Origin of the sequence: Halomonas faecis (assembly GCF_010993975.1) — a bacterium.
In the GTDB taxonomy this organism is placed as follows: Bacteria; Pseudomonadota; Gammaproteobacteria; order Pseudomonadales; family Halomonadaceae; genus Halomonas; species Halomonas faecis.
Map to the genome: position 1 here is coordinate 143277 of NZ_JAACZO010000022.1, position 24952 is coordinate 168228.

A 24952-nucleotide genomic window follows, 5' to 3' on the forward strand; every position below is an offset into this window, starting at 1 on the left:
TCATCAATCGGCCACCGACTCGCGAGTCCGCGACGTGGTGACCAACGGCTGAATGTGCTGATCCACCGCCTCACGGGCGCGAAAGATGCGCGAGCGAACCGTACCCACCGGGCACTGCATGATATTGGCGATGTCCTCATAGGAGAGACCATCCAGCTCCCGCAGGGTGATGGCCGTGCGCAAATCGTCGGGCAACTTCTCGATCGCCTCGAACACCGCCGCCTCGAGCTGGTCGCGGGCGATGGCGGCTTCCGGCGTCTCGATATCGGCCAGGCGTCCGCTATGGTCAACGATTTCGGCATCCGCGATGTCCATGTCACTGCCCGGCGGGCGGCGCCCCTTGGAGACGAGATGATTCTTGGCCGTATTGATGGCAATACGGTACATCCAGGTATAGAAGGCGCTCTCGGCACGGAATTTGCCAAGCGCCCGGTACGCCTTGATGAAGGCTTCCTGGGCCACGTCCTGAACTTCGGCATGGTCCTGCACGTAACGGCCGATCAGGCCAATGATCTTGTGCTGATATTTTTTCACCAGCAGATCGAAGGCACGGGTATCGCCCTGCTGAGCACGCTCCACGAGCTGCTGGTCGGTCTCACGATTTCCCATTCACACCCTCCCCAACCGGGAGAGATCCTGGCGCGGCGTAAAGGCGCAGCGGGGCGTCGCAACGAAATCTGCATGCATGGTCTCAACCTGGTGCCTGGCGGCAGCTCATGTCCCTGAATGTCACCGTTCGTCGAAACGGCAAGTGTTCCTGTTTCTCGCTCGCGCATCAAGCCGACTTGCCTTCGTCAGTACCGGCGCTGTGACCGGGCGCGACGCCTCACGGTTCCCCATCCGATTGATTTTTGCCTCTTCGGCAGGCGATAGTAGGTGAATGACAGGCCATCAACGCATCATGACACGATACAGGTAGCACTCATGTCCGATCAGCAGGTCAACAACCTCAATGTTCTTTCCCAGGACGTTCTGGTCACCCCCGAGGCTCTCAAGCAGGAGATCCCCTTGAGCGAGACCGCCGAGCGGACGGTCATCGAAGGGCGCCAGACCATCCAGAACATTCTCAACGGCTCCGACCCGCGCCTGCTGGTGGTGATCGGCCCCTGCTCCATCCATGACGTGGATGCCGCTCTGGATTATGCCCGCCGCCTGCGCCGGCTGGCCGATGAGGTCAAGGATAGCTTGTATGTCGTGATGCGGGTCTACTTCGAGAAGCCCCGCACCACCGTGGGCTGGAAGGGGCTGATCAACGATCCGCACATCAACGGCTCCTTCGAGATCGAGGAAGGCCTGCACATCGCCCGCCGACTGCTGGTCGAACTCTCCGAGCTGGGCCTGCCGCTCGCCACCGAGGCCCTGGACCCCATCTCGCCGCAGTATCTGCAGGATTGCATCGGCTGGTCGGCCATCGGCGCCCGCACCACCGAATCGCAGACCCATCGTGAGATGTCCTCCGGCCTCTCCAGCCCGGTCGGCTTCAAGAACGGCACCGACGGCAGCCTCGACGTCGCCGTCAACGCCCTGCAGTCGGTGGCCCACCCCCACAATTTCCTGGGTATCGACCAGGCCGGCCAGGTGGCGATCATTCGCACTCGCGGCAACGCCTACGCCCATGTGGTGCTGCGCGGCGGCAACGGCAAGCCCAACTACGATAGCGTCAGCGTGGCACTGGCCGAGCAGGAGCTGCGCAAGGCGAGCGTGAAGCCCAATATCATGATCGACTGCTCCCATGCCAATTCCAACAAGGATCCGGCCCTGCAGCCTCTGGTGATGGAGAACGTCACCAACCAGATCCTCGAAGGCAACCGCTCCATCATGGGCCTGATGGTGGAATCGAACATCGGCTGGGGCAACCAGAAAATTCCCGGCAACCTCGCCGACCTGCAGTACGGCGTTTCCATCACCGATGCCTGCATCGACTGGGACACCACCGAACAGGCCATGACGCGCATGGCCGAGAAGCTGGCTCCGGTACTGGCCGAGCGACGCAGCGACGCCTGAGCCCCCCCCTGAATCCCCCGAACGGCCCGCCTCCCGGCGGGCCGTGGCGCATCAAGGCAGCTGACGCACCCCGTCGATCTCGCGCTCGAAGGGCGGCAGGGCATCGAGCAGCGCCCGACCGTAGCGCCGTGTCAATACGCGACGGTCGAGCAAAGTGATGCGCCCGCGGTCGGACTCCTTGCGAATCAACCGCCCGCTGGCCTGAACCAGCTTGATGGAGGCGTCCGGCACGCTGATGCGCATGAAGGGATTGCCGCCACGGCTCTCGATCCACTCGGCCAGCGTCGCCCCTACCGGGTCGTCGGGCACCGCAAAAGGCAACCGGGTGATCACCACGTGGGTGAGGTAATCGCCCGGCAGGTCGATGCCTTCGGCAAAACTCGCCAGGCCAAAAATGATGCTGCCTTCCCCCGCATCGACTCGCGCGCGGTGGCGAGCGATGAGTTCGCGCTTGGGCAGCCGATCCTGGGCCAGCACCCGCTCGGCGAGCGCTCGTGGCAGAGCCTTCTCCACGGCACGCAGTTGGGCCCGTGACGAGAACAGCATGAGCACCGCTTCATCCTCGGCCAGGCTTTCGACGAAATCGACGATGGCACGCTCATGGGCCTCGCGATCGGCGGGATCCACCGCCTCGCGCGGCACGCTGAGCACTGCCTGGGAATAGTCGAAGGGGCTCGGCAGGCGCTGGTAACGGTAGCGATTGGCGAGACCGGCGCGCTCCTGCAGGCGCTCGAAGCGCCCCAGGGCGGTGAGCGTCGCCGAGGTCACCACGGCACCGAAACAGCTGCCCCACAGGGTCCGCGCCAAGGTCGGCGCTGCGGTGACGGGGCTGGCCGAGAAGGTCAGCTCGCCGTCACCACCCAGACGCTCCAACACCAGCCAGCGCGCCCGCGGCGCCTCGCCTTCTTCGTCGCTCTCGGCATAGGCCTGCCACAGCGCATGGGCTTCCAGAGCGCGACCGTGCAGCAAGGCGACCAGCGGCAACCAGGCCTCGGCCGGCTCGCGAGGCAAGCCGGTGTGCTTGTCGGGGTCGTGACTCTCGCGCAAGATGTCGCTCATCGTCTCGAGGCTGCGCGACAGTTCGGCGAACGCCGTGACCAGCGAACCTGCCTGGTCGCGCAGAGCATCGGGCACCCGGCCCATGGGCAAACGATGAATCAGACTCTCTTCACCGTCGCCCAACCCCTGCGGCCGGCCGGCCAGTTGGTGGCCGAGGGAGAAGGCTTCACCGAGGCGCGGCTCCAGAGCGCCGATCAGCTCGGGCAGGCCGGCCAACAGGCGCGCCAGAGTGGGTTGCACGGCCAGCGCCGCGTTGAGCTCGGTGAGTGACTTCTTGAGAGTGCCTAGCCAGCGCAGCGCGCTGCCCACGCCCACGCGATGCGTGAAGTGCTGCAGCGCCTTGTCGGGCAGATGGTGCCCCTCGTCGAAGACGTAGATGCAGTCGCCCGGAGGCGGGAGCACCACGCCGCCCCCCAACGACAGATCGGCGAGCACCAGGTCGTGATTGGCGACGATGACGTCGGCGCTGTCGAGGTCGCGGCGGGCGCGAAAGAACGCACAGGCGCCGAAATGGCCGCAACGGCGATTGGTGCACTGGCGGTGATCGATGGTCAGGCGGCGCCAGTCGGCTTCCGGAATGGCATCCGGCCAGCTGTCGCGATCGCCGGGCCAGCGTCCGCTGCCGTAGGCATCGGCCATCTCCTGCACCAGCGCCTGGAAGTCGTCCCCCCCTTGCCCGGCAAGACTCTGTTCGAACAGCGATAGAGTGGGGTTGTCCGCCACGCCGTCCAGCGCCTGCTCGAGACGCGCCACGCAGAGATAGCGTCCGCGCCCCTTGGCCAGAGCAAAGTCGAAGTCGAAGCCGCTGTGGGCCTTGAGCGCCGGCAGATCCTGGTGCAGCACCTGCTCCTGCAGCGCCACAGTGGCGGTGGCGATCACCAGCCGCTTGCCCTGGGCGCGCGCCACCGGCAGCGCGGCCAACAGGTAGGCGAGCGTCTTGCCGGTCCCGGTGCCCGCCTCAAGCACGCAGACGTGCTCGTCGCTGGTGCGCCGCCCGGCATCGTCGGCGGTGATGCCGCCCAGGGTGCGCGCTATCTCGGCGATCATCAGCCGCTGCCCGTAGCGCGGAGTGAGATCCAGCGCCTCCAGCACGCGCCGATAGGCGGCCTGGATCTCGCCCTTCAGGGCTTCATCCAGCATGTCGACTCTCTCTTACGGACACACGCGCATGGCCAGCTTGAGGGGAGCCGGGGACAGGTCGTAGAGGAGGTCTTTTGCCATGGATGGCAAAAGTAGCGCCCATGGATGGGTTCACAGCGCCTCCTTGAAGACCTGTCGACGGCCGCCAGCCGACTAGAGCAGCCCCTCGGGGGGATGCTCGCAGGGCAGCTTGTCGCCGATATAGCGCTCGATCTCGGGCAGCGAGAAGGCGTCCTCCTCGCCCACGAAACTGATCGACACGCCCTTGGCCCCGGCACGCCCGGTGCGGCCGATGCGATGCACGTAGTCTTCCGGGTCTTCCGGCAGGGTGTAGTTGATGACGTGACTGACGTCCTCGATATGGATGCCACGCCCCGCCACGTCGGTGGCCACCAGTACCTTGATATCGCCCTCGCGGAAACTCTCGAGGGTCTTGATCCGCTGATTCTGCGGGACGTCACCGGAGAGCATGGCGACATTGATGCCGGCCTTGCGCAACAGTTCATCGAGCTTGCGCACCAGATCCCGGCGGTTGCCGAACACCATCACGCGATCGAAGGACTCCTGCTGGAGCAACTGGACCAGCAGCTTCTGCTTGTCGTCGTCGCTGACCAGATAGACGCGCTGATCGATGTCCGCCTGGTTTTCCACGGTGACCTCGATCTCCACGTACTCCGCCTGATGCGTCCACTGGTTGGCCAGATTGAGGATGTCCTGGGAGAAAGTCGCCGAGAACAGAAAGGTCTGTCGCTCTTCCTTCTTGGGCGTATGGCGGATGATGCGCTTGACGTCGGGGATGAAGCCCATGGAGAGCATGCGGTCCGCTTCGTCGAGCACCAGCACCTCCACCTGGGTGAGATCGACGTCACGCTTCTCGTGGAAGTCGAGCAGCCGCCCGGGCGTGGCCACCAGGATATCGACGTTCTTGCCCAGATTATCGCGCTGCTTCTGGTAGTCCATGCCTCCCACCACGCTGGCTACGTTGAGCGAGGTGAAGCGCGCCAGCGCTTTGGCATCCTTCTCGATCTGCAACGCCAGTTCGCGCGTCGGCGCCACGATCAACGCACGCGGGGCTCCCGGCTTCTGGCCGTCGGGCGCCTCCTCCTCGAGAAAGTAGGCGAGGATCGAGATCAGGAAGGCGGCCGTCTTGCCGGTGCCGGTCTGGGCCTTGCCGACCACGTCGCCACCCAACAAGGTGTGTCGCAGCGCCTCCGCCTGGATCGGCGTGCAGTATTCGAAACCCAGCGCATGGATGGCGCGCATCAGCGGCAACGGTAAATCGAAGTCGTGAAAGCGCCACTTGCCCGCCACGGCAGGCACCTGAAACTGGCGCAGATCCCAGTTCGACTGGCGGCGGCGCGGCTTGCGGCGCCGACGCTTCGGCTTGCGATTCTCGGCCGGGGCTGTGGTCTGTTCCGACTCGCTCATAGGCTGTGTGTCTTGTCCGTAACAGTGGATGGAAAGCCTCGTTCGCCGGGCATTGTACCAGCCTCGCGCGACGAGGGCGCGCCTGCGGGTCGAGACTGATAGAATGCCTACCGCTTGGCATTCGACACGCTCAGGAGTCCGGCCGATGACCCGCCGCAAGAAGACCCGCTCGCTGGCCGACAAGGTGACCATCCGTACCGGCCGGCGCAAGGACTACCGCCAGTGGCGTCACGAGAACCCCAACGAGGTGGCCCCGTCGCGCCGTTTCACTCAGAAGAAGCGCCAGCAGCGCAAGTTGCAGGCGGCGCGCAAGCAAGCGCGCCAGCAGGACGGACAGGAGATCGCCATCCATCCGCCTCATGACGACAAGGAGTCCGACTGATGCGTTTGGTATCCTTCAACATCAACGGCATACGCGCCCGCCTCCATCAGCTCTCGGCGCTGGTTGATAGCCACCGCCCGGCGGTGATCGGCCTGCAGGAAACCAAGGTGCAGGACAGCGAGTTTCCCCGTGCAGCGGTGGAGGCACTGGGCTATCGAGTCGTGTTCCACGGTCAGAAGGGGCACTACGGCGTCGCCTTGATGATCGACCCTGCCCAATGCGGAGAGCCGGACGCCGTGCACTACGGCCTGCCCGAGGACGGCGAGGACGCCCAGCGGCGCCTGATCGGCGTGCGTCTACGCTCGACGTCGGGCGAGCCGTTCACGCTATACAACGGCTACTTTCCCCAGGGCGAGAACGTCGAGCACCCGGTGAAGTTCCCCCACAAGCGGGCCTTTTACGCCCAGCTCGCCGAACGGCTCGAGTCGCACCACAGCCCCGACGAGCGTCTCGCGGTGATGGGCGACTTCAACGTCTCGCCGAAGGACATCGACATCGGCATCGGAGAGGCCAACCGCAAGCGCTGGCTGCGCGAGGGCAAGACCAGCTTCCAGCCCGAGGAGCGCGAATGGCTCGCCCGCCTCGAGACTTGGGGGCTCACCGACAGCTACCGCCTGCGCCACCCCGAGATCGACGACCGCTTCAGCTGGTTCGACTACCGCTCCCGTGGCTTCGAGCGCGACCCCAAACGCGGCCTGCGCATCGACACCATCCTGGTCACTCAGGCACTGGCCGAAGCGGTCACCGACGCCGGCATCGACTACACCTTGCGCGGCATGGAGAAGCCCTCTGATCACGCCCCGGTATGGACCGACCTCGCCCTGTGACTCACCGAAACGCCGACGGCCGCCCATTGGGCGGCCGTCGACGACTGACTCTAGCGATGGCAATCAGCGAACGACCGTCCAGGCCGTCTTCAGATAGGCGTCGCCGTTGGCCTTGACGCCTTCGTAGTCACCCGTCTCGGAGCCGATATGCACCTCTTCCAGGGTGGCGGCCACGTTCTCCAGATCCGTATGGATCTTGGCCAACGCCTCTTCGATGGTGTAGCTCAACTGGTGAATGTTCCCCATGTCCTCATCGCTGAGCTCGTCCTTTTCGAGGATGGCGGCCAGTTTCTCGTTGTATTCGGTGAAATTGGCCACGGCCTCCACCAGCGTTTCCGAGGACTTGGCCTCGAAGTGATCGACACGCTCCTGCTCATCGGCAACGGCCAGTGAAGCGGTGGTCATCAGGCCTGCCAGGGCCAGTGCGATCAGCGGCTGTTTCATGGTGCATCCCCTTCCATTCGTTGACGGATAGCGTGATTGAAAGTCGGCAGACTCGACCTGCCGTAGCCATTCGACTCTATCACTCAATATCGTGAATGAAAACGATTGACATTATGTTTGGTGTTGTCAATGGACCTGGGTCAAGTCCTGGCCCGTTGCATCGCGCCCCAGCGAGCGCTCGTCAGCCGCCGTCTCCAATACTGCCAGCCAGGATTCGACCTTCTCCGCTCCTCTTGCGTCGGCTTCGCTCAAGGCCTGTCGCGCCAGCTCGTCGCGTCCCCAGCCCAGTGCCAACTGGCCCAGGCGCAACCAGTCATCACCGGCATCGCTGCGTTCGGCCACGTCTTGCCATGCCTCTAGCGCCCGTTCGCGGTGGCGCGCACGCTCCCAAGCACTGGCCAGAAGGCGTCGGTGCTCCACGGTGTCGGGCAGTGCCTCTTCGTCGAGCGCCGTCGACAAGTGCTCGGCGGCTCGCGCCGGAGTGCCGCCGGCCAGGTGCAGTTTGACCAGCATCAGGCGGTCATCGCGACCGTCCAACACGCCGAGACGCCAGCCGGCCTCCCATAGTGCAGCTGCCTGCCCATGGGCGTCGATCTGCTGGGCGAGTCCCGCTGCCTGGCGCCACTCGGAAGCGTCGCTATCGGCATCCAAGTCTTCGGCCAACACGTCCAGGGCTCGCTCGCCATGTCCGGCGCGCTGATAGACGACAACGGCCAGCCGTCGCAGGGCATCGTCCGGTGATTCGTCCACTTCGAGAGCGCGCTCCACCCAATCGGCCGCCGCCGACCACCGCTCCAGTTCGGCCAGGCCACGTGCCATCTGCCAACGATCGTCGGCATTGCCAGCATGACGCTCGAACCAGTCGCCGAGCAGCTCGACGCCTGCCTCGGCTTCGTCGGCGGCCAGGCGCAGGTTAGCTTCCTGACGCAGCCAGCGGTCGGCCTGCTGTGCTTCGACCACATCGCTGGCGCGTGCCTCGCGCAGCAGCTCCGCCGCCGTATTGGGGCGGCCGGCGCGAGCCTCGGCACTCGCCGCAAGCTGCAGGTAAAGCGCGCGCGCCCAACGGTCGGCGGCATTGCCGCCGGCAAGCCGCCCGGCCTGGCTTCGAGCGCGCTCGCTGACCGTCTCGACATCCCCCTCATCGAGCCGGTGTTCTAGTGCCTGGAGGTCGGCGATGATGTCGCCAGGCAGGGCAGGCGCCGCCCACGACGGCATGCCAATGACCATGCCCAGCAACAGAGTGGCAACCAGTCGACACACAGTCATGGCATCACCTCAACTGAAATTCCAGACGCTGGCGCGCACGCCGTAGCCCTTGACCGGATTCGAACTGCCAACGTGCCACGGCCTGCCGCGCGGCCTTGTCGAACACGTTGCCCGGCTGCGCTTCCACCACCTGGATGGAACTGGGATCGACACTGCCATCGGGCCGAATCACGAAGGTCAATTCGACGTGCCCTTCCATTCCCCGACGCTGGGCACGTGCAGGATAGTCCGGCGGCACGCGACTGGTGGGCGTGGGCGACCCCACATCCACCGGTTCCCGGGACGTCTCGGAGGCGTCGGCGGCCCGTTCGGCGACGGCCGTCTCGTCCGTCGTCGCTTCCACCGCCTCGCTGGCGGGCGCGGGCTGCGGTGCCGGTTCGGGCTGCGGTTCCGGTTCGGGCTCGGGCCGTGGTTCGGGGCGCTGCTCGACGAGTTCGGGTAGGGAGTCATCGAGCTCCATGGGCGGCATCTCGGGCGTTGGCAGCTCGGGCTCGGGCAAGGTGATGCGGCTTTCGCTCAGCGGCGCCGGCTCCGGCACGGGGGGAGGCTCCACCGGCGCCGCGGGGGCGGGTGGTGGCGGCGCTGCCTCGGTTGGAACCTGCTCCGCCGGCGCCTCGGCTTCGACGAGGTTCAGCGTGGTCGGCTCGAGCACATCGATATCGGCCTGTGGCGGCGCCACCAGCAACGCCAACAGCCAGAACAGACCCAGCGCCAGAACCACGCCGCCGACCAACGCCACGGGAGGTCGGATCATGAGGTACCCCGATTCGCCGCCACGGCGACCTGCTCCACGCCCGCCTCACGAATGCGATCCATCACTTCGATCAACAAGCCGGTGGTCGCCTCCCGATCGGCCTGGATGACCACCCCGCCATCGCCGCTGACCAGTCCGGCCACCCGATCTCCCACGCGATGGGCATCCACGGCCTCGCCATCGACCCACACAGCGCCTTCTGGGGTAATGGCAACCATCACTTGGGCATCGGGACGCGGACTCGCGGCATTGGACTCGGGACGATCGATCTCCACGCCGCTCTCCTTGATGAAGCTCGTGGTCACGATGAAAAAGATCAGCATGATGAAGACCACGTCGAGCATCGGCGTCAGATTGACTTCGCTAGACTCGTCGCTACTGGCCCCCAGACGGCGTCTACGCATTGGTGTCCTCCAGGGCACGAGCCAGACGGTCATGAAGCCGCTGGTTCTCGCGCCGGATGATGTGCTCCAGGCGGCTGGTGAAAAGCAAGCCCACCACCGCGACCGCCATACCGCTCAGAGTCGGCAGCGTCGCACGTGCCACGCCATCGGCCATGGCTCGCGCCTGGTTCGTCTCGCTCATCGACAGGCTGTCGAAGACGCTGATCATGCCGGTAACGGTACCGAGCAGGCCGAGCAGCGGGCACAGCGCCACCAGTAGCCGCAGCCAGGGCAAGGGGCGCCGCAGCCGCGCGATCAGTTGGCGCGTCCACACCTCGCGCAGAGTACGGGCACTCCAGCTCAGATGATCGCTGCGCTCCACCCAGCGCTGGACCAGACGACGCCGCGCCCGCCGATAGGTGATGCGCACGTACCACAACCTCTCCAGGGCGAGGCCGAACAGCACCGTCGCCACCGCCATGATGACCAGCAGGATGATCCCGCCGGCCTCGACCAGCCTTTCGAGGGGCTCAAGCCAGGGCAGAATCACGGGACCGGCTCTCCGTCAGGGGCGAATCATCCGCCTGCCGGCCTTCCAGGTGCTCGGCAAGGGCCGCACTGGCTTCACCCTCGACGATCCCCGACAGGGAACGGCTACGGGCGGCCAGCGCGGTATGGGCGAACAGCAACGGCACGGCAGTGATTAGCCCCAGCACGGTAGTGACCAGCGCCTGGCTGATACCGCCGGCCATGAGCTGCGGATCGCCGGTCCCGAACACCGTGATGGCCTGGAAGGTGACGATCATCCCGGTGACGGTACCCAGCAAGCCCAACAGTGGCGCTACCGCAGCAAGCAGCTTGACCAGCGGCTGCCCGCGCTCGAGGCGCGGCAGTTCGGCAAGTACCGCTTCGTCGAGGCGCGCTTCGAGCGCCTCGGGCAACTGGTCCGTCCTGAGGGCCCGAAAGCGCTGAAGAACCCGCCCCAAGGGGTTGTCACCGCGCAGTTGGCCGAGGTCGCGACGCTGGTGACGCACGGTCAGGCTGACCCGCAGCAGGTAGAGATACTGCGCCAGCGCCACCAGCAGACCGATACCGCCCAGCCCCACGACGACGTAGCCGACAGCCCCACCCTGGTGGAAACGTTCGACCAGCGTGGGCTGCTGGGCCAGGGCGTTCACCACCTCACCGCCCGTGGGATCGAGTGCCAGGTGGCGAGACTCGCCGGCGTGGAAGGCCGCCAGAGTCTCTGCCACGGCCGCCGGCGTACGCGGCACTACGGAAAGCACAGTGTCGTCGTCTCCACGGCGCAGCAGATCGCTCTCGGTGAAGGCAGCAACGTCACCCAGGCGCACGACCGGACGGGATTCGACCGCGCCATCATGCCCCGCCACCGGAGCGGAGATGCGCGTTACCCGTCCGGTTTCGGCCGTCAGCAGCATCAGGCTGTCGGCCAGGCCTTCCAGATGCTCGAGTTCAAGCACCTCGGCGTCGTCCAGCCGCGGCGGCAGCGCGACATCGCCAACGCTGATCCAGCTTTCGCCCAGAGCGTCGCGCAACTCACCGCTGTGCCTGGCTACGGTGGAAAGCAGTGCGGCCAGTTCCTCACCCTGCTCGGCCTGGCGCGCCTCGAGTTCGTCTTGCCAGTCCGCTTGTTCGGCCTGACGTTCGGCCAGGCTGGCGTTGCGTGCCTCGGCTTCGGCGTGGGACTCGCGCGCCTCGGCAAGCGCCGCTTCGAGCGCTTCCTGATCCTCCAACAGCTCGGCCAGACGTTCCCGGTCACGCTGCTCGGCCGCTTCGCGTTCGGCCTGAAACGTGGTGAACGCCTCGGACTGCGCCTGTAACGGCAGGGCAGCGGCCCCCAGTGCCGTCAGCAGCAACGCCTGCATCAATCGTCGAAACGGGGTCATGACTGCCCCTCCTGGTCGTGACGCGATTCCAGCGGCTGGGAGATCGGCAGTGTCAGGAGCTCCGGCGCGCGCTGGTCACGAGCGATACGCAAGCCGGTGCGTACCTCGCGCCGCGCCGCCTCGTCGAGCGGTGCCCAGCGCCCCTCGTCCGACTGCCACACGCCACCTTCTTGGCCGTCGGGCGTCAGGTAGTAGAACCCCACCCGCGCCAAGCGCAGAAAGTCGACTTCGCGGCGGGGTGCCTGTGTACCGTCATCGCCATCATCGCTGGCGAGGTAACCGCGCCAGACATCGAATTCGCGGCCGTAGCGGAGCTCGGCACGCCAAGCCTCCAGAATCCGGTCGAGCTGGTCAGCCTCGGAGAGATCGGGTTCGCTCAGGCTGGCCTCCAGACTGGCCACTCGCGCCCGGCGCTCCTCGAGCAGGAACGGCAGGTCGCCCTCGACCCAGTCTTCCAGCCGCGCCACCAGGCTGCGCTTGAGCGCCGGCAGCGCCTCGCGCGTGGTTTCGAGGGTATCCAGTGCGGCCTCGCGCCGCTCCAGGCTTTCGGCTCGACGCTCCAGGCGTGGAGCGAGCTCCTCGTTTTGCGCCGTCAAACGGCGCGTCTCGCGCCCCAGCTCACGCAGTTCGCGCAGCTGCTCGCGAGTGCTTTCGTCAGCGGCATCGATACGCTCCTGAAGCGCGGCCTGCTGGTTCTGCGCCTCCAGGGCAGCTTCAGGCAGCGGGCTCTCACCCGCCGCCGGCATCGTCAACAGCACCATGCCCAGTAGCAGCACACGCCCCGAGGCGACGAACGGCTGAGTAACGCTCACACGGTTCTCCAGTGACCGACGCTCGAACTACCGCTCGAGCGCAATGAAAGTGATTGGTATTTGCGTACGGTGTCGTAGCCTACCACGCTGCGACAGCATGGCAAGGGAAAACTCCGTACCGGTCAGCGGGGAGTCGGGATCCGTCGCCTAGACGGGCATTGGTCGTAAACCCAAAGAAACAGCCCCGAAGCATTGGCTTCGGGGCTGACGGCGAGACGCGAGAAAGGAAAAGGGAATCAGGCTGTGGCGGCTTGATAGCGGCGCTCGACCTCATCCCAGTCGATCACGTTGAAGAACTCGGCGACGTAATCGGGGCGCTTGTTCTGATATTTCAGATAATAGGCGTGTTCCCAAACGTCCAGCCCCAGGACCGGCGTGTTGCCGTGGGACAGCGGGCTATCCTGGTTGAGCGAGTTCTCCACGACCAGCGTCTTCTCGGGGGTTACCGAGAGCCACGCCCAACCGCTGCCAAAACGGCCCAGCGCCGCCTTGGTGAAGGCATCCTTGAAGGCCTCGAAACCACCCAGTTCGCTGTCGATCGCCTCGGCGACCTTGCCCTTGGGCTGACCGCCACCGTTGGGTGACATCATCTGCCAGAACATGGTGTGGTTGGAGTGGCCGCCACCGTTGTTGATGACCGCCTGACGCTTGGCCTCGGGTACCCGGTCGAGGTTGGCGAGCAGCTCGTCCACGGCCACGTCTTCGAGGCCGGTCCCTTCGAGGGCAGCATTGAGATTGTTGACATAGGTCTGGTGGTGCTTGGAGTGGTGGATCTCCATGGTCATGGCGTCGATGTGCGGTTCCAGCGCATCGTAGGCATACGGCAGGTCAGGGAGTGTATGTGCCATGTTGATCATCTCCTTTGGTGGCTTTGTTTGCGCTTCACTGGTGAGAAGTGCGGTCGTCGCCGGGCGATTTCAACCGCCCCCGTCACCCCTATCGTGAATATTCCATGCGAAGCGAGGGCTACACTACTCCAGTGAACAATAGCCCGTCCACTCGACGAGAAGCCGGCTCCTGGAGGAGCCGGCTTCTCGACGCGGGCGCCATGTTGCCGTCAGAGCTTCTGCTCGAGCGCCGGCAATGCCTCGAACAGGTCGGCGACGAGGCCGTAATCGGCGACTTGGAAGATCGGCGCCTCCTCGTCCTTGTTGATGGCCACGATCACCTTGGAATCCTTCATCCCCGCCAGGTGCTGGATGGCCCCCGAGATGCCCACGGCGATGTAGAGCTCCGGGGCGACGATCTTGCCGGTCTGGCCGACCTGCATGTCGTTGGGCACGAAGCCCGCGTCCACCGCCGCACGAGAAGCGCCGATGGCCGCCCCGAGCTTGTCGGCGATCCCTTCGAGCAGTTTGAAGTTGTCTCCATTGCCCATGCCGCGGCCGCCGGAGATCACCACCTTGGCCGCCCCCAGTTCGGGGCGATCGCTCTGAGCCAACTCCTCCTTGACGAAGGTGGACTGGTCGTTGTCGGCCACGAATTCCACCGCTTCGCTGGCGGCATCGCCGCTCTCGCCAACGGCATCGAACGCCGTGGCACGCACGGTGATCACCTTGAGCGGGTCACCGCTCTGCACGGTGGCAATGGCATTGCCGGCATAGATCGGCCGCTGGAAGGTGTCGGCGCTCTCCACGGCGATGATTTCGGAGATCTGGCTGACGTCCTTGAGCGCGGCGAGACGCGGCAGCACGTTCTTGCCATTGGTGGAGGCGGCCGCCAGCACGTGAGTGTAGTCGCCGGCCAGCTCGACGAGCAGCGCGCTCAGCGGCTCGGCGAGTTGATGCGCGTAGGCAGCGTTGTCGGCCACGCGCACCTTGCTCACCCCCTCCAGCTTGGCCGCGGCCTCGGCGATGGCAGCAACGTTCTCGCCAGCCACCAAGACATCGATATCGCCACCGATGGCTTGGGCCGCTGCAACGACGTGGGCGGTGGCACCGGCCAGGGCACCGTCGTGATGTTCGGCCAGAACCAGAATGCTCATGAGATCACCTTCGCTTCGTTCTTCAGCTTGTCGACCAGCTCGTCCACCGAGCCCACCTTGATACCGCCCTGCCGCTCCGGCGGCGGCGCGACCTTGAGCAGCGAAACGTTGGAGGCCACTTCGACGCCGAGGTCGGACGGCGACTTGACGTCCAGCGGCTTCTTCTTGGCCTTCATGATGTCGGGCAGCTTGGCGTAGCGCGGCTCGTTCAGGCGCAGATCGGTCGTCACCACCGCCGGCAGGCTCAGCTCGACGGTCTGCAGGCCGCCGTCGATCTCGCGGGTCACCTGGACCTTGTCACCGTCCACGACCACGTCGGAGGCGAAAGTGCCCTGCGGCAACCCGGCCAGGGCAGCGAGCATCTGACCGGTCTGGTTGTTGTCGGTATCGATGGCCTGTTTGCCGAGGATGACCAGGCCGGGCCGCTCCTCGTCGACGACCTTGGCCAGCAGCTTGGCCGCGGCCAGCGACTCGACACGCTCCTCGGTCTCGACGTGCACGGCGCGGTCGGCGCCCAGCGCCAGAGCGGTGCGCAGCTGCTCCTGCGCGGCCTTGGGTCCGATGGTCACGGCGACGATTTCGGTGGCCACGCCCTTTTCCTTCAGCCGCACCGCCTCTTCCACGGCGATCTCGCAGAAGGGATTCATGGCCATCTTGACGTTGGTAAGATCGACGTCACTTTGGTCCGGCTTGACCCGAATCTTCACGTTGTAGTCGATGACGCGTTTGACCGCGACGAGTACTTTCATGGTGTCCTCGCTTGGTTCACTCTACGAACCGTCTGGTTTGGCACATGCCACAGGCCTACTTGGCCGCAGGCGAGGCATGGCCGTCATGAGCCGGCGCCGTGACACACGGCAGCGATCAGCTTGCGTTCCGCGTTTCATGCAAGCGTTTGATAGGCGCCGTACCGAAAAAACGGTTTCAATGTGCCACAACCGCACCTGCGGCAACAATCCCTGCGGGCTCGGCGCCAGGGCTAGCGCAGTCAACCATGCCAGAGCCTGCCCTAGCTGCCGTGGCACGATGACGGACATTGCCCATCGTCGGGGGTGACCTGATTCGTCTATTATGACTATCATGGAGAATATCGAGAAGCAAACGACCGTTTAAATGTCTATAGACGTTGGTGGCATGACCGTGGCGCCACGTCGCCGGTGAGGGAGGAGTGTGCTGGTGGATAACGAACAAGTGGAAGCCATCGAACGCGACACCATGGATTTCGATGTGGTCATCGTCGGGGCCGGGCCCTCGGGGCTGGCTGCGGCCTGCCGCCTGATGCAGCAGGCCGGGGAAGCCGGGCAGGAGCTCTCGGTGTGCGTGGTGGAAAAAGGCTCGGAGGTGGGCGCCCACATTCTCTCTGGTGCCGTCTTCGAGCCGCGCGCCCTGGACGAACTCTTCCCCGACTGGGCCGAACGTGGCGCCCCCCTCAAGACTCCCGCGGCCCGTGATGAGGTCCATCTTCTCAAGACTGCGGAAACGTCGCAGAAGCTCCCCAATGCCCTGGTACCCAAGAGCATGCACAATACCGGCGGCGACATCACCCGCTACGTGATCAGCGCCGGCAACCTGTGCCGCTGGCTGGCCGAACAGGCCGAAGCGCTCGGTGTGGAGGTCTTTCCCGGCTTCGCCGCCCAGGAAGTCATCGTCGAAGATGACGTGGTCAAGGGCATCCTCATCGGCGACATGGGCGTCGGCGCCGATGGCCAGCCCAAGGATGGCCACATGCCGGGCATGGAACTGCGCGCCAAGTACACTCTGTTCGCCGAAGGCTCCCGCGGTCACCTTGGCAAGCGGCTGATTCAGCGCTTCCAGCTCGACGACGGATGCGACCCGCAGCACTACGGCATCGGCCTCAAGGAGCTGTGGGACATTCCCGCCGACAAGTACGAACCGGGGCTGGTATTGCACGGCTCCGGCTGGCCGCTGGACAAGCACACCCACGGCGGCTGGTTCCTCTATCATGGCGACGACCAGCAGGCCGTGGTGGGCCTGATCATGGACCTTTCCTACCAGAATCCATGGCTGTCGCCCTTCGACGAATTCCAGCGCATGAAGCACCATCCAGTGCTCAAGCAGCATCTCGAGGGGGGCTCCCGGGTCGCCTACGGCGCCCGCGCCATCACCAAGGGCGGGCTTAACTGCCTGCCGAAGATGACCTTCCCCGGCGGCCTGCTGATCGGCTGTGACGCCGGCACCCTGAACTTCGCCAAGATCAAGGGGCTGCACACCGCCATGAAGTCGGGCCTGGTGGCCGCCGAGACAGTGTTCGAGGCACTCAAGTCCGGTGACGAAGGCGGCCAGGAGCTGACCGCCTTCACCGAGCGGTGGCAGACGAGCTGGGCCTACGAGGAACTCCAGGAAACCGCCAGCTTCGGACCCGCGCTTCACAAGTACGGCACCCTGCTCGGCGGCGCCTACAATTTCGCCAATCAGCTGCTTGGCGGCAAGCTGCCCAATCTTCACGACACCACGCCGGACCATGCCACGCTCAGGCCAGCCGACGAGTGCACGAAGATCGATTACCCCAAGCCGGACGGCAAACTCTCTTTCGACAAGCCTTCCTCGGTGTTCCTGTCCAACACCAATCATGAAGAGAACCAGCCCTGCCACCTGAAGCTGGCGGATGCCGACTTGCCGATCCGCGACAACCTGCCGACCTACGCCGAACCCGCCCAGCGCTATTGCCCCGCCGGCGTCTACGAGGTCGTGGAGGGAGACGACGGCAAGCCGCAATTCCAGATCAACTTCCAGAACTGCGTGCATTGCAAGACCTGTGACATCAAGGACCCCGCCCAGAACATCACCTGGGTGGCTCCGGAGGGCGGCGGCGGGCCGAACTACCCGAACATGTAAGCGGAAAGCTGGAAGGCAGCATGACCTCGCCCACTCTCGGGTCAAGGGTTTTCTTCCAGCTTCCAGGCGCGCAGCGCCGCTCTTCGAGCTTCTAGCTCCGGCGAAGCCGGTTCAGTCGCCGGTAGCAATGGGCCGCTCGGGATCGCGAATCCAGTCGCTCCAGGAGCCGGCATACAGCCTTGGCAGGGGGAGGCCCGCGGCGGCATAGGCGAGAATGGCATGGCAGGCAGTCACGCCGGAGCCGCAGTAGGCGATCGTCGCTCCTGCCCCTGGCAGCTCGGCGGCCAGTTCCTCGGGCCTCTTGAAACGTCCCGCCTCAGTCAGATTGTCGGCACTCGGCCAACACACCGCACCGGGAATGTGGCCGGCCACCGCATCGATGGGCTCGGCTTCGCCGCGAAAACGCTCGCGGGAGCGCGCATCCACCTTTTGCTCACGGCCGGAGAAGACACGGTCGGCGTCCACCCAGGCATCGTGATCGAAGCGCGGCTGCCAGTCGCTAGGCACCGGGGACGCCTCGCGGCCCACCGGCAGCTCTCCTCCCGCCTCCTGCCAGGCGCGCATGCCGCCGTCGAGCACGCGCACGTCGGGATGCCCCGCCCAGATGGCCAGCATCCACCAGGCCCGCGCCGCGGCGAGCTGGCCTCCCATGTCGTCGTAGACCACCACCGGCCGTTCGGGGCTCAGCCCCAGGCGCTGCACGGCGGTAGTGAACGCCTCGGGTTCCGGCAGCGGATGACGCCCTCCCTCCCCAGGCGGTGCGGCCAGGTCGCGGTCGAGATCGAAGTGATGGCTGCCGGGTAGATGGCCTTCACGCCATAGCCGTTCACCGACCGTCGGGTCGCCGAGCCGGGCACGGCAGTCCAGCACTCGCGGGGGGATCGCGGAAGCCAGCGCCGCGCGCAGCGCTTCGGCAGCAATCAATGGTTGAGACATGGTCGATGTCCTCCGAGTCGTGGCCGGCGGCTCAGCCAGGCTGTGCCGCCAGAAGTTCGATGGGCGCACGGCGCGCGATGAGGCGACGCCGTCCCGCCTGGCGAAAACGCACCTCGATCACCGGGTTGGCAGGATCGCCCTCCACCACGGCGATCTCGCCTTCCCCGAAGACGGCATGGCGCAGCCATTGGCCAACGCTGAACGCCTGGCTCCCCGGTGGCTCGATGCAGCCGACGTCCGGACTTCGGATGGGTTCCAGCGGCAGCGAGCGCCCCAGCGCCGAGAGATAGCGGCCCACCAGCGCCGGGTCGGAAACCGCCAGCGGCGACCCAGCCGCATCGTTCAACAGTCGCTCGTTGACCTGCCGACACTCCTGCCAGGCGCTCTCGGCGATGAAGCGGCTGGGACGATGATCGCCGCCGTCGTGCAGTATCAGCAACCGCTCGCGGGCACGGGTAATGGCCACGTAGAAGAGCCGTCGCTCCTCTTCCAATCGCTCGGCGGTCAGTGGATTGTCGCGCCCATAGTGGGGAAAGTCGCCCTCGTTGACACTGCCGAGCACCACCAGCGGCCACTCCAGGCCCTTGGCACCATGCACGGTGGTGATCAGCATGCCGTCCGCATGGTTCTCGACGGGACGTTCCAGCAGCTCGATGAAGGCGTCGAGGTCACGCACTTCTCCGGCCTGCTCGATGAGCACGTCGAGCAGGCGCACGTCCTCCTCGCCCTTGTCGCGGCTTGCCGCCGCTCGCTTGAGAACCTTTTCGGCCTCGAGCCGCTCCACCACGTGGGCGAGAAGTCGCGCCGGCGGCCAGTTGGTCAGGCGCGGCAACTCGCAGAGCAGTGCCCAACGACGCTTGAGATTGCGCCGTTGCAGCGGCTTGAGGCTGGCGAGCAGCGGATCGTGACGCTCGGGAAACGTCTGCGTCTCGGTGAGGCGATGCGCCAGAGCCGCCAGCCGTTCGCGGGCCACGAAGGGTGTCGGCTGTTCCAGCAGGCGCTGCACCAGGGCTGGATCGCCGAGCAGACGGGCATCGCGCGAAAGACGCAGATAGCCGGACAGCGCCTGGACCAGCGGCAGGCGGAAGACGAAACGGTCCTCACGGGCGAGGCGAAACGGAACCCCCGCCTGCAGCAGGGCAAGCTGGGCCGGCACCGACAGTGCCCAGCTGCGCACGAGCAGGCAAGCCTCGTCGAGACGCCGCCCGCGGCGCTGCCAGTCGTTGAGGGTCTCGAGCAGTGGCGCTCGCCCCGAGGCGACCGCAAGACGGGTGTCGGGGGTGCCGGCTGCTGCCAGACACAGCTGATCGGGACGCCGGCGGTTGGCGGCAATGGCGTGATTGGCCGCCAGCGCCAGGGCATGGCCATGACGGAAGGTGGTGGAGAGCGGATAATCGGCGGCCATGCCGAAAGTGGCGGCGAAATGTTCGCGCATGGTGTCGGGGTGGGCCCCGCGCCATTCGTAGATGCACTGGTTGGCATCGCCCACTGCCATCACCGCGGCCTCGCGCCCTGCCAGGGTGGCCAGCAGGCGCAGTTGCGCCTGGTTGATGTCCTGATACTCATCGATGATGACGTGGTCGAGAAACCCCTGCACCCGCGCAACCAACTCAGCATCGGCCTCAAGGGCGCGCAGAGGACGGTAGAGCAGGTCCGAATAGGTCATCAGAGCGTGCTCGGCCAGTATCTCCTCGAGATGCTCGAAGGCACTGACGAAGTGGCGGCTCTCCTCGCCCAGGTCGAGTCGGGCGTAGAGCGTGGCCGGGGCGACCATCTCGGCCTTCACCAGGCCGCAAAAGTGCGCCAGCGCCTCGAGGGTGTCGGCCTCCAGGGCCACTTCGCGGCGTTCCGGGTCGTCGGCCAGTGCTGCCAGCGTGGCCTGACGCAGCAGCCGTTCCACCTGCCAGTCGGCGGCCAGCAACTGGCGCGGCGCCAACACCCCCCAGCGGGTCAGGCTGGCAGTCAGACGGTGGCCCAGGGAATGGAAGGTGCGCACATCGGGCAGACGCTGTCCCGGCGGCGCCAGGGCGGCCAGCCGCGCCTGGAAGTCCTGGCGGGCAGAGCGATTGAACATCAGCACCAGCAGCCGCGCTGGGGGAACGCCGCGCTCCAGTAGGTGCAGCACCCGGGCGATCAGAGTGGTGGTCTTGCCGGAGCCGGCCACCGCCGCCACCCGGGCATGGCCGGCAACGTGCTCGACAACGGCGTGCTGTTCGCTGGTGAGCTTCATGCGTCCCCGGCGGCAAGCCGGCCCAGCGGCTGCCAGATGCCGTCGCTGACCAGTCCCAGTGCCACGCTGTCGTCGTCATCGGGACGTGCCTCGGCGGTATCCACCAGACGATAGTAGAGGTTGCGACCGAGCCGCGCATTCAGGCCGAAACGCACCGCCACCTCGGGCACCTCGGCACCCTCGGGTGTCGCGCTGACGGTGAAGCGGTGCTCGGCACCGAGACGCAAGCGGTCGCCGACGTTGGTGACCAACCACCAACCGTCGGGATCGGGATCGGCATCGACGATCACGAAGGGGCGATCGACTACTCGAATGCGCTGTTTCTCCACCGGCGTGACCAGATAGTAGTCGCCATCCGCCTCCCGGCGCAGGATGGTGGAGAGCAGCCTCACCAACCGCGGCCGGGAGATCTCCGCGCCCTCATGAATCCAGCGACCATCCGCGACGATCACCAGGTCCATCTCGCCCACCGCCTCGGGGTGCCAGCGATCTACCGGCGGCACGTCACCCCACGCCTCGATACGGGCCAGCAGCGGTTCCAGATTCATGGCGCTCTCCGCAATGACGTCATCGACTTACACCAAGCCGGCGCCGGCCAGGATCTGGCGCATCTCGGCAGGCGCCTCCGGGGCAGCGCCGCGGAACAGGCGATAGAAGTTGGCGGTGGTCTGCATCGCCACCTCATCGACACTGACGCCCCGCTCGGCGGCGATGCATTCGGCCACCTCCACTACCCAGGCCGGCTCGTTGGGTTTGCCGCGGTGCGGGACCGGCGCCAGGTAGGGGCTGTCGGTCTCGATCAACAGGCGATCCAGCGGCACCCGCCGGGCCACTTCGCGCAGCGCCTTGGCGTTGCGAAAGGTCACGATGCCGGAGAGGGAGATGTAGAATCCATGTCGCACCGCCTCGCGGGCCATGTCGAGATCTTCGGTGAAGCAATGCAGCACCCCGCCGACCGCCGGGTCGATGTGCTCGCGGATCAGATCGAGCGTCTCGTCCCGCGCCTCCCGGGTATGGACGATCACCGGCAGCTCGAGCTCGCGGGCGGCGATCAGCTGACGGCGGAACCGCTCGTGCTGAACCTCGCGCGAAGGCACCGCGTGGGGCGCCTTTTCCAGATAATGGTAGTCCAGCCCGCATTCGCCGATGGCGACGGCACCATAGCGCTCGGCGGTCTCCTGAATCGCGGCGATGCTCGGCTCTTCGTCCGCTCGATACAGCGGATGAAGGCCCGCGGAGATCGACACGTCCGCATGCTCGCGGGCAATGGCGGCCACCCCGGGCACCTCCTCCAGGGTCACGCCGATGGCCAGGAACTGACGCACGCCGCGCGACCGGGCAGCATCGAGGGCGGCGGCGAGATCCCCGTCATGGGTCGCGGGATCGAGACGATCGAGATGGCAGTGGGAATCGACGAACATCGGCAAGTTTCAATCAATGGATAGATGGATTTCGGAATTTGAAGCTCGAAGCTAATCAGAGCGTATAAGTCGGAGAACCCTTGTCGAGATGCCCCGCGAGCAAGGCCTCGATGCGGTCCCGAACCGCCTGGTCGTCGGGACTGAAGTGGATACCGATGCCCGGCACGCGGCGACCGGCAACGCCATCCGGCGATACCCACACCACTTGCCCGGTCACCGGCACTCGCTCGTTGTCACCTGGCAGCGTGAGCAGCAGATAGACTTCCTGCCCCAGATCATAGCGCTCACGGGTAGGCACGAAGATGCCGCCCCGTTCGAGCAATGGCATGTAGGCAGAGAGCAGCGTCGTCTCGTCCTTGATGGTCAGCGACAGGGCTTTTTGCGCGGCCATGGTGTCTCCTCCCGGGCCCGGCGTCACGAACGCAGCAAGGCCGACCAGCGAACCAGCCAAGCCTCGAGGACCAGCTGGGGGTTGGGGTTGCCGCCCGCGACCAGCAACCGGCGCTGCTCACGGGCATAGTCGAGCAGACGAAACCAGTCGCGCACGCGAGCGTTCTTGACTGCCTGACGATAGAGCGGCAACAGATCGGGGTTGCGGATTCGGGCCGCATCGCCGGAGAGCCCCAGGCGAACCAGATCCTCGAGCCAGGCGATACCGTACCACAGGATGGCCTCCACGGACTGGCGATCGAGGCGAGCCACCTCGGCTACGGGTTCGGCACCGCGAACCAAGGCGTCGAAAGTTTCATGAAGCTGCTGTCGCAGGGCGCGGGCGGACGGCATGGCCAGCTCCTCGGCAAGCAGCGGCAACCCGCCCGAAACCTGCCACCAGAAGCGAGCTTCCTCCTCGCTGCCCAGCCGTTCGGCCAGCCAGGGGAGGCTGCTGTCCGCTTCGGGTTGAGGCAAGGTCCAATGCTGACAGCGCGAGCGAATGGTAGCGACCAGTCGCGAGGGCACATCGGCCAGCAGCACGAACTGAGTGTCGCCTCCCGGCTCTTCGAGACTTTTCAGCAACGCATTGGCGGCGGCCACGTTCATTGCCTCGGCCGGGGCCAGACTGACGACACGATGACCGCCCTGCTGAGCCGTTTGCGCCACGAAAGCGTTAACGTCGCGGATGGGGTCGATGCGAATCTGCCGCTTGCCCTCATCGGGGGCCACCCGGCGCAGGTCGGGATGATAACCAGCCGCGAACATTCGACACGCATGACACCGGCCACAAGCGGCTTCGCCCGGGGAGGCACACAGCAGATGAGCGATCATGGCCTCGGCGAACTGCTGCTTGCCCACGCCATGCGGCCCCGACACCAGCAGCGCGTGGGGCAAGCGTCCGGAACGACGCTGGTCGAGATAGCGCTGCCACAGCGGCCACTGCCACGGCAGCGGCCCCGGCACCTGACCCACCTCGGCGGTCATCTCGGCAGCCATGGCGACACCCGTTCATGGAGAATCTCGCCGAGACCTGCCTGGACCCGTTCCAGGGGAGCATCAGCATCGATCACCGCAAAACGCTGCGGCGCTGCTGCAGCACGCGCCAGATAGGCGTTGCGCACTGCCTCGAAGAAAGCACTCTGCTCCTGCTCGAAACGATCCCGGCCAGTACCGCCTGCCGCCAAGCGCGCCTGCAAGCGCCGCTGGGCAGCGGCCACGGGCATATCGAGGAGCAGCGTCAGGTCCGGTTCGAGTCCCTGCTGCACGAAGGCTTCCAACTCGGCGATACGCGCCGCGTCGATGCCGCGCCCGCCTCCCTGATAGGCAAAGGTTGCATCGGTGAAACGATCGCACAGTACCCAGGCACCCCGCGCCAGAGCCGGGCGAATGCAGCGGGCCAGGTGCTGGGCGCGAGCGGCGAACACCAACAGCAGTTCGGCATCGTCGTCCAAGGGCTCGTCACCGACCGGGTCGAGCAGCAGCTGGCGAATCGCCTCGGCGCGGGGCGTGCCTCCCGGTTCGCGGGTTCTCACCACCTCGACGCCACGCGACGTCAGCCAAGTTTCCACCCAGCTCAGGTTGGTGGTCTTGCCGACGCCCTCGCCGCCTTCCAGGGTGATGAATCGTCCTCGCTGGGCCATCGTGACTCCTTGCCGACCGCAGCCGCGACATCGACAACCCGTCAGCGGTTGCGAATGTAGCGGTTCACGGCATTGTTGTGTTCGCGCAGCGTACGCGAAAAATGATGCGTGCCGTCGCCGCGCGATACGAAGTAGAGCGTATCGCCGGGTTCGGGATTCACCGCGGCCTCCAGGGCAGCCCGACCAGGCAACGCGATGGGCGTCGGCGGCAGGCCGTCGATCACGTAGGTATTGTAGGGCGTTGCCTCGCGCAGGTCCGCCCGGGTGATATTGCCTTCATAGCGCTCGCCCATGCCATAGATCACCGTGGGATCGGTCTGCAGGCGCATGCCGCGCTCCAGTCGCCGCGTGAAAACGCCGGCGATCTCTCGACGCTCTTCCGGTGCGCCGGTTTCCCGCTCGATCAGCGAAGCCAGGATCAGCGCCTCGTAGGGAGAGTCGATGGGCAAACCCTCCTGGCGCTCGGCCCAGGTTTGGGCGAGGACCTCCTCCATGCGCGCATGTGCCTGACGCAGGATATCCAGGTCGCTCATGCCCTTATGATAGCGGTAGGTGTCGGGGAAGAAGCGTCCTTCCGGATGTTCGCCTTCCTGATCCAGTCGCGCCATGATCTCTTCGTCAGAGAGTTCGCTGGTGCGCTGCTCCAGTTTGTCGGCTCTCTCCAGCTCGTCACGCAACTGAGCGAAGGTCCACCCCTCGGGAATGGTCACCGGGTAGGTGACGACCTCGTTGCTGCCCAGCAGCGCCAGCAGCTCGCGACCGCTCATGCCCGGCTCCAGGGCATACTCCCCAGCTCGCAACGACGGCACGCTACCGGGCTCGAGTCGCACCAGCAAACGAAATGCCCAAGGGTCGCTCAGAATGCCTCGACTGGCCAACTCTCGCACCACCTGGTGGTAACCGGCACCGCTGGGCACTTCGTAGAGCGTGGTCTCCTCCACCGCGATAGGAGCGTCGAGGCGACTCTCCCAGTAGCGATAGCCGGCAACTGCGGCCACCGCGGCCAGCACGGCGAGCACCACCAGACTCGTTACCACGCGGCGCATG

At 65.9% G+C, this 24952-nt stretch carries 25 protein-coding genes; 4 read left to right on the forward strand and 21 right to left on the reverse strand.

Annotated features, from left to right (window positions below; all coding sequences use genetic code 11):
* Positions 1-3 precede the first annotated feature (3 nt).
* The gene (gene rpoE, locus GFD32_RS10795) at positions 4-609 is read right to left on the reverse strand and encodes an RNA polymerase sigma factor RpoE (RefSeq protein WP_163576540.1); all 606 of its coding nucleotides are present in this window, start codon (positions 607-609) and stop codon (positions 4-6) included.
* 315 nt (positions 610-924) lie between these two features.
* Here rpoE and GFD32_RS10800 point away from each other — a divergent pair, with 315 nt between their 5' ends.
* Positions 925-2004: a 3-deoxy-7-phosphoheptulonate synthase gene (locus GFD32_RS10800; RefSeq protein WP_163576541.1), complete on the forward strand. Its 1080-nt coding sequence runs from the start codon at positions 925-927 to the stop codon at positions 2002-2004.
* Positions 2005-2055: 51 nt separating this feature from the next.
* On the opposite strand, the gene dinG is transcribed toward GFD32_RS10800, so the two are convergent.
* Complete coding sequence (gene dinG / locus GFD32_RS10805) at positions 2056-4203, reverse strand: ATP-dependent DNA helicase DinG (RefSeq protein ID WP_163576542.1); 2148 nt, start codon at positions 4201-4203, stop codon at positions 2056-2058.
* A gap of 153 nt (positions 4204-4356) precedes the next feature.
* Complete coding sequence (gene rhlB, locus GFD32_RS10810) at positions 4357-5631, reverse strand: ATP-dependent RNA helicase RhlB (RefSeq protein WP_163576543.1); 1275 nt, start codon at positions 5629-5631, stop codon at positions 4357-4359.
* A gap of 145 nt (positions 5632-5776) precedes the next feature.
* Here rhlB and GFD32_RS10815 point away from each other — a divergent pair, with 145 nt between their 5' ends.
* Positions 5777-6013 (forward strand): hypothetical protein, encoded by a 237-nt coding sequence (locus GFD32_RS10815; RefSeq protein ID WP_163576544.1) that lies wholly within the window; start codon positions 5777-5779, stop codon positions 6011-6013.
* A complete protein-coding gene (gene xthA, locus GFD32_RS10820) occupies positions 6013-6840 on the forward strand; it encodes an exodeoxyribonuclease III (RefSeq protein WP_163576545.1) in 828 nt (275 codons plus the stop codon). The genes GFD32_RS10815 and xthA overlap by 1 nt, the downstream gene beginning before the upstream one ends.
* 63 nt (positions 6841-6903) lie before the next feature.
* On the opposite strand, the gene GFD32_RS10825 is transcribed toward xthA, so the two are convergent.
* The 10 genes from GFD32_RS10825 to GFD32_RS10870 form a co-directional block, all read right to left on the reverse strand.
* Complete coding sequence (locus tag GFD32_RS10825) at positions 6904-7284, reverse strand: DUF6746 family protein (protein WP_163576546.1); 381 nt, start codon at positions 7282-7284, stop codon at positions 6904-6906.
* A 126-nt stretch (positions 7285-7410) separates the two neighbouring features.
* The gene (locus tag GFD32_RS10830) at positions 7411-8550 is read right to left on the reverse strand and encodes a hypothetical protein (RefSeq protein WP_205599101.1); all 1140 of its coding nucleotides are present in this window, start codon (positions 8548-8550) and stop codon (positions 7411-7413) included.
* Between the two features lie 4 nt (positions 8551-8554).
* Entirely contained in the window at positions 8555-9304 is a 750-nt protein-coding gene (locus GFD32_RS10835) for an energy transducer TonB (protein ID WP_163576547.1), read from the reverse strand.
* Entirely contained in the window at positions 9301-9708 is a 408-nt protein-coding gene (locus GFD32_RS10840) for an ExbD/TolR family protein (protein WP_163576548.1), read from the reverse strand. The genes GFD32_RS10835 and GFD32_RS10840 overlap by 4 nt, the downstream gene beginning before the upstream one ends.
* On the reverse strand, positions 9701-10168 hold the full coding sequence (locus GFD32_RS10845) for a MotA/TolQ/ExbB proton channel family protein (RefSeq protein ID WP_163576773.1): 468 nt from the start codon (positions 10166-10168) through the stop codon (positions 9701-9703). Before GFD32_RS10845 ends, GFD32_RS10840 begins: the two co-directional genes overlap by 8 nt.
* A gap of 49 nt (positions 10169-10217) precedes the next feature.
* Positions 10218-11594: a MotA/TolQ/ExbB proton channel family protein gene (locus tag GFD32_RS10850; RefSeq protein ID WP_240455606.1), complete on the reverse strand. Its 1377-nt coding sequence runs from the start codon at positions 11592-11594 to the stop codon at positions 10218-10220.
* On the reverse strand, positions 11591-12406 hold the full coding sequence (locus tag GFD32_RS10855; protein WP_240455607.1) for a DUF3450 domain-containing protein: 816 nt from the start codon (positions 12404-12406) through the stop codon (positions 11591-11593). The genes GFD32_RS10850 and GFD32_RS10855 overlap by 4 nt, the downstream gene beginning before the upstream one ends.
* Before the next feature lie 236 nt (positions 12407-12642).
* Positions 12643-13254 (reverse strand): superoxide dismutase, encoded by a 612-nt coding sequence (locus GFD32_RS10860; RefSeq protein WP_163576549.1) that lies wholly within the window; start codon positions 13252-13254, stop codon positions 12643-12645.
* 209 nt (positions 13255-13463) lie between these two features.
* The gene (locus GFD32_RS10865; RefSeq protein WP_163576550.1) at positions 13464-14390 is read right to left on the reverse strand and encodes an electron transfer flavoprotein subunit alpha/FixB family protein; all 927 of its coding nucleotides are present in this window, start codon (positions 14388-14390) and stop codon (positions 13464-13466) included.
* Positions 14387-15139, reverse strand: a complete 753-nt coding sequence (locus tag GFD32_RS10870) for an electron transfer flavoprotein subunit beta/FixA family protein (RefSeq protein WP_163576551.1) — start codon at positions 15137-15139, stop codon at positions 14387-14389. The genes GFD32_RS10865 and GFD32_RS10870 overlap by 4 nt, the downstream gene beginning before the upstream one ends.
* Before the next feature lie 442 nt (positions 15140-15581).
* On the opposite strand from GFD32_RS10870, the gene GFD32_RS10875 reads away from it, so the two are divergent.
* Entirely contained in the window at positions 15582-17246 is a 1665-nt protein-coding gene (locus tag GFD32_RS10875; RefSeq protein WP_163576776.1) for an electron transfer flavoprotein-ubiquinone oxidoreductase, read from the forward strand.
* A 111-nt stretch (positions 17247-17357) separates the two neighbouring features.
* Here the strand turns inward: GFD32_RS10875 and GFD32_RS10880 are convergent, their stop codons facing one another.
* Genes GFD32_RS10880 through mltG form a run of 8 tightly spaced genes read right to left on the reverse strand, consistent with a single transcriptional unit; the run spans position 17358 to position 24951 of the window.
* On the reverse strand, positions 17358-18182 hold the full coding sequence (locus GFD32_RS10880; protein ID WP_163576552.1) for a sulfurtransferase: 825 nt from the start codon (positions 18180-18182) through the stop codon (positions 17358-17360).
* A gap of 31 nt (positions 18183-18213) precedes the next feature.
* On the reverse strand, positions 18214-20412 hold the full coding sequence (locus tag GFD32_RS10885) for an ATP-dependent helicase (RefSeq protein ID WP_163576553.1): 2199 nt from the start codon (positions 20410-20412) through the stop codon (positions 18214-18216).
* On the reverse strand, positions 20409-20960 hold the full coding sequence (locus GFD32_RS10890; protein WP_163576554.1) for a DUF1285 domain-containing protein: 552 nt from the start codon (positions 20958-20960) through the stop codon (positions 20409-20411). The genes GFD32_RS10885 and GFD32_RS10890 overlap by 4 nt, the downstream gene beginning before the upstream one ends.
* Positions 20961-20987: 27 nt before the next feature.
* Positions 20988-21833, reverse strand: a complete 846-nt coding sequence (locus tag GFD32_RS10895) for a TatD family hydrolase (RefSeq protein ID WP_163576555.1) — start codon at positions 21831-21833, stop codon at positions 20988-20990.
* A 55-nt stretch (positions 21834-21888) separates the two neighbouring features.
* Entirely contained in the window at positions 21889-22224 is a 336-nt protein-coding gene (locus GFD32_RS10900) for a PilZ domain-containing protein (protein WP_163576556.1), read from the reverse strand.
* A 23-nt stretch (positions 22225-22247) separates the two neighbouring features.
* Complete coding sequence (locus GFD32_RS10905; protein WP_240455608.1) at positions 22248-23261, reverse strand: DNA polymerase III subunit delta'; 1014 nt, start codon at positions 23259-23261, stop codon at positions 22248-22250.
* A complete protein-coding gene (gene tmk / locus GFD32_RS10910; RefSeq protein WP_163576557.1) occupies positions 23246-23905 on the reverse strand; it encodes a dTMP kinase in 660 nt (219 codons plus the stop codon). The genes GFD32_RS10905 and tmk overlap by 16 nt, the downstream gene beginning before the upstream one ends.
* 41 nt (positions 23906-23946) lie before the next feature.
* Entirely contained in the window at positions 23947-24951 is a 1005-nt protein-coding gene (mltG, locus tag GFD32_RS10915; RefSeq protein ID WP_163576558.1) for an endolytic transglycosylase MltG, read from the reverse strand.
* Position 24952: the final 1 nt, after the last annotated feature.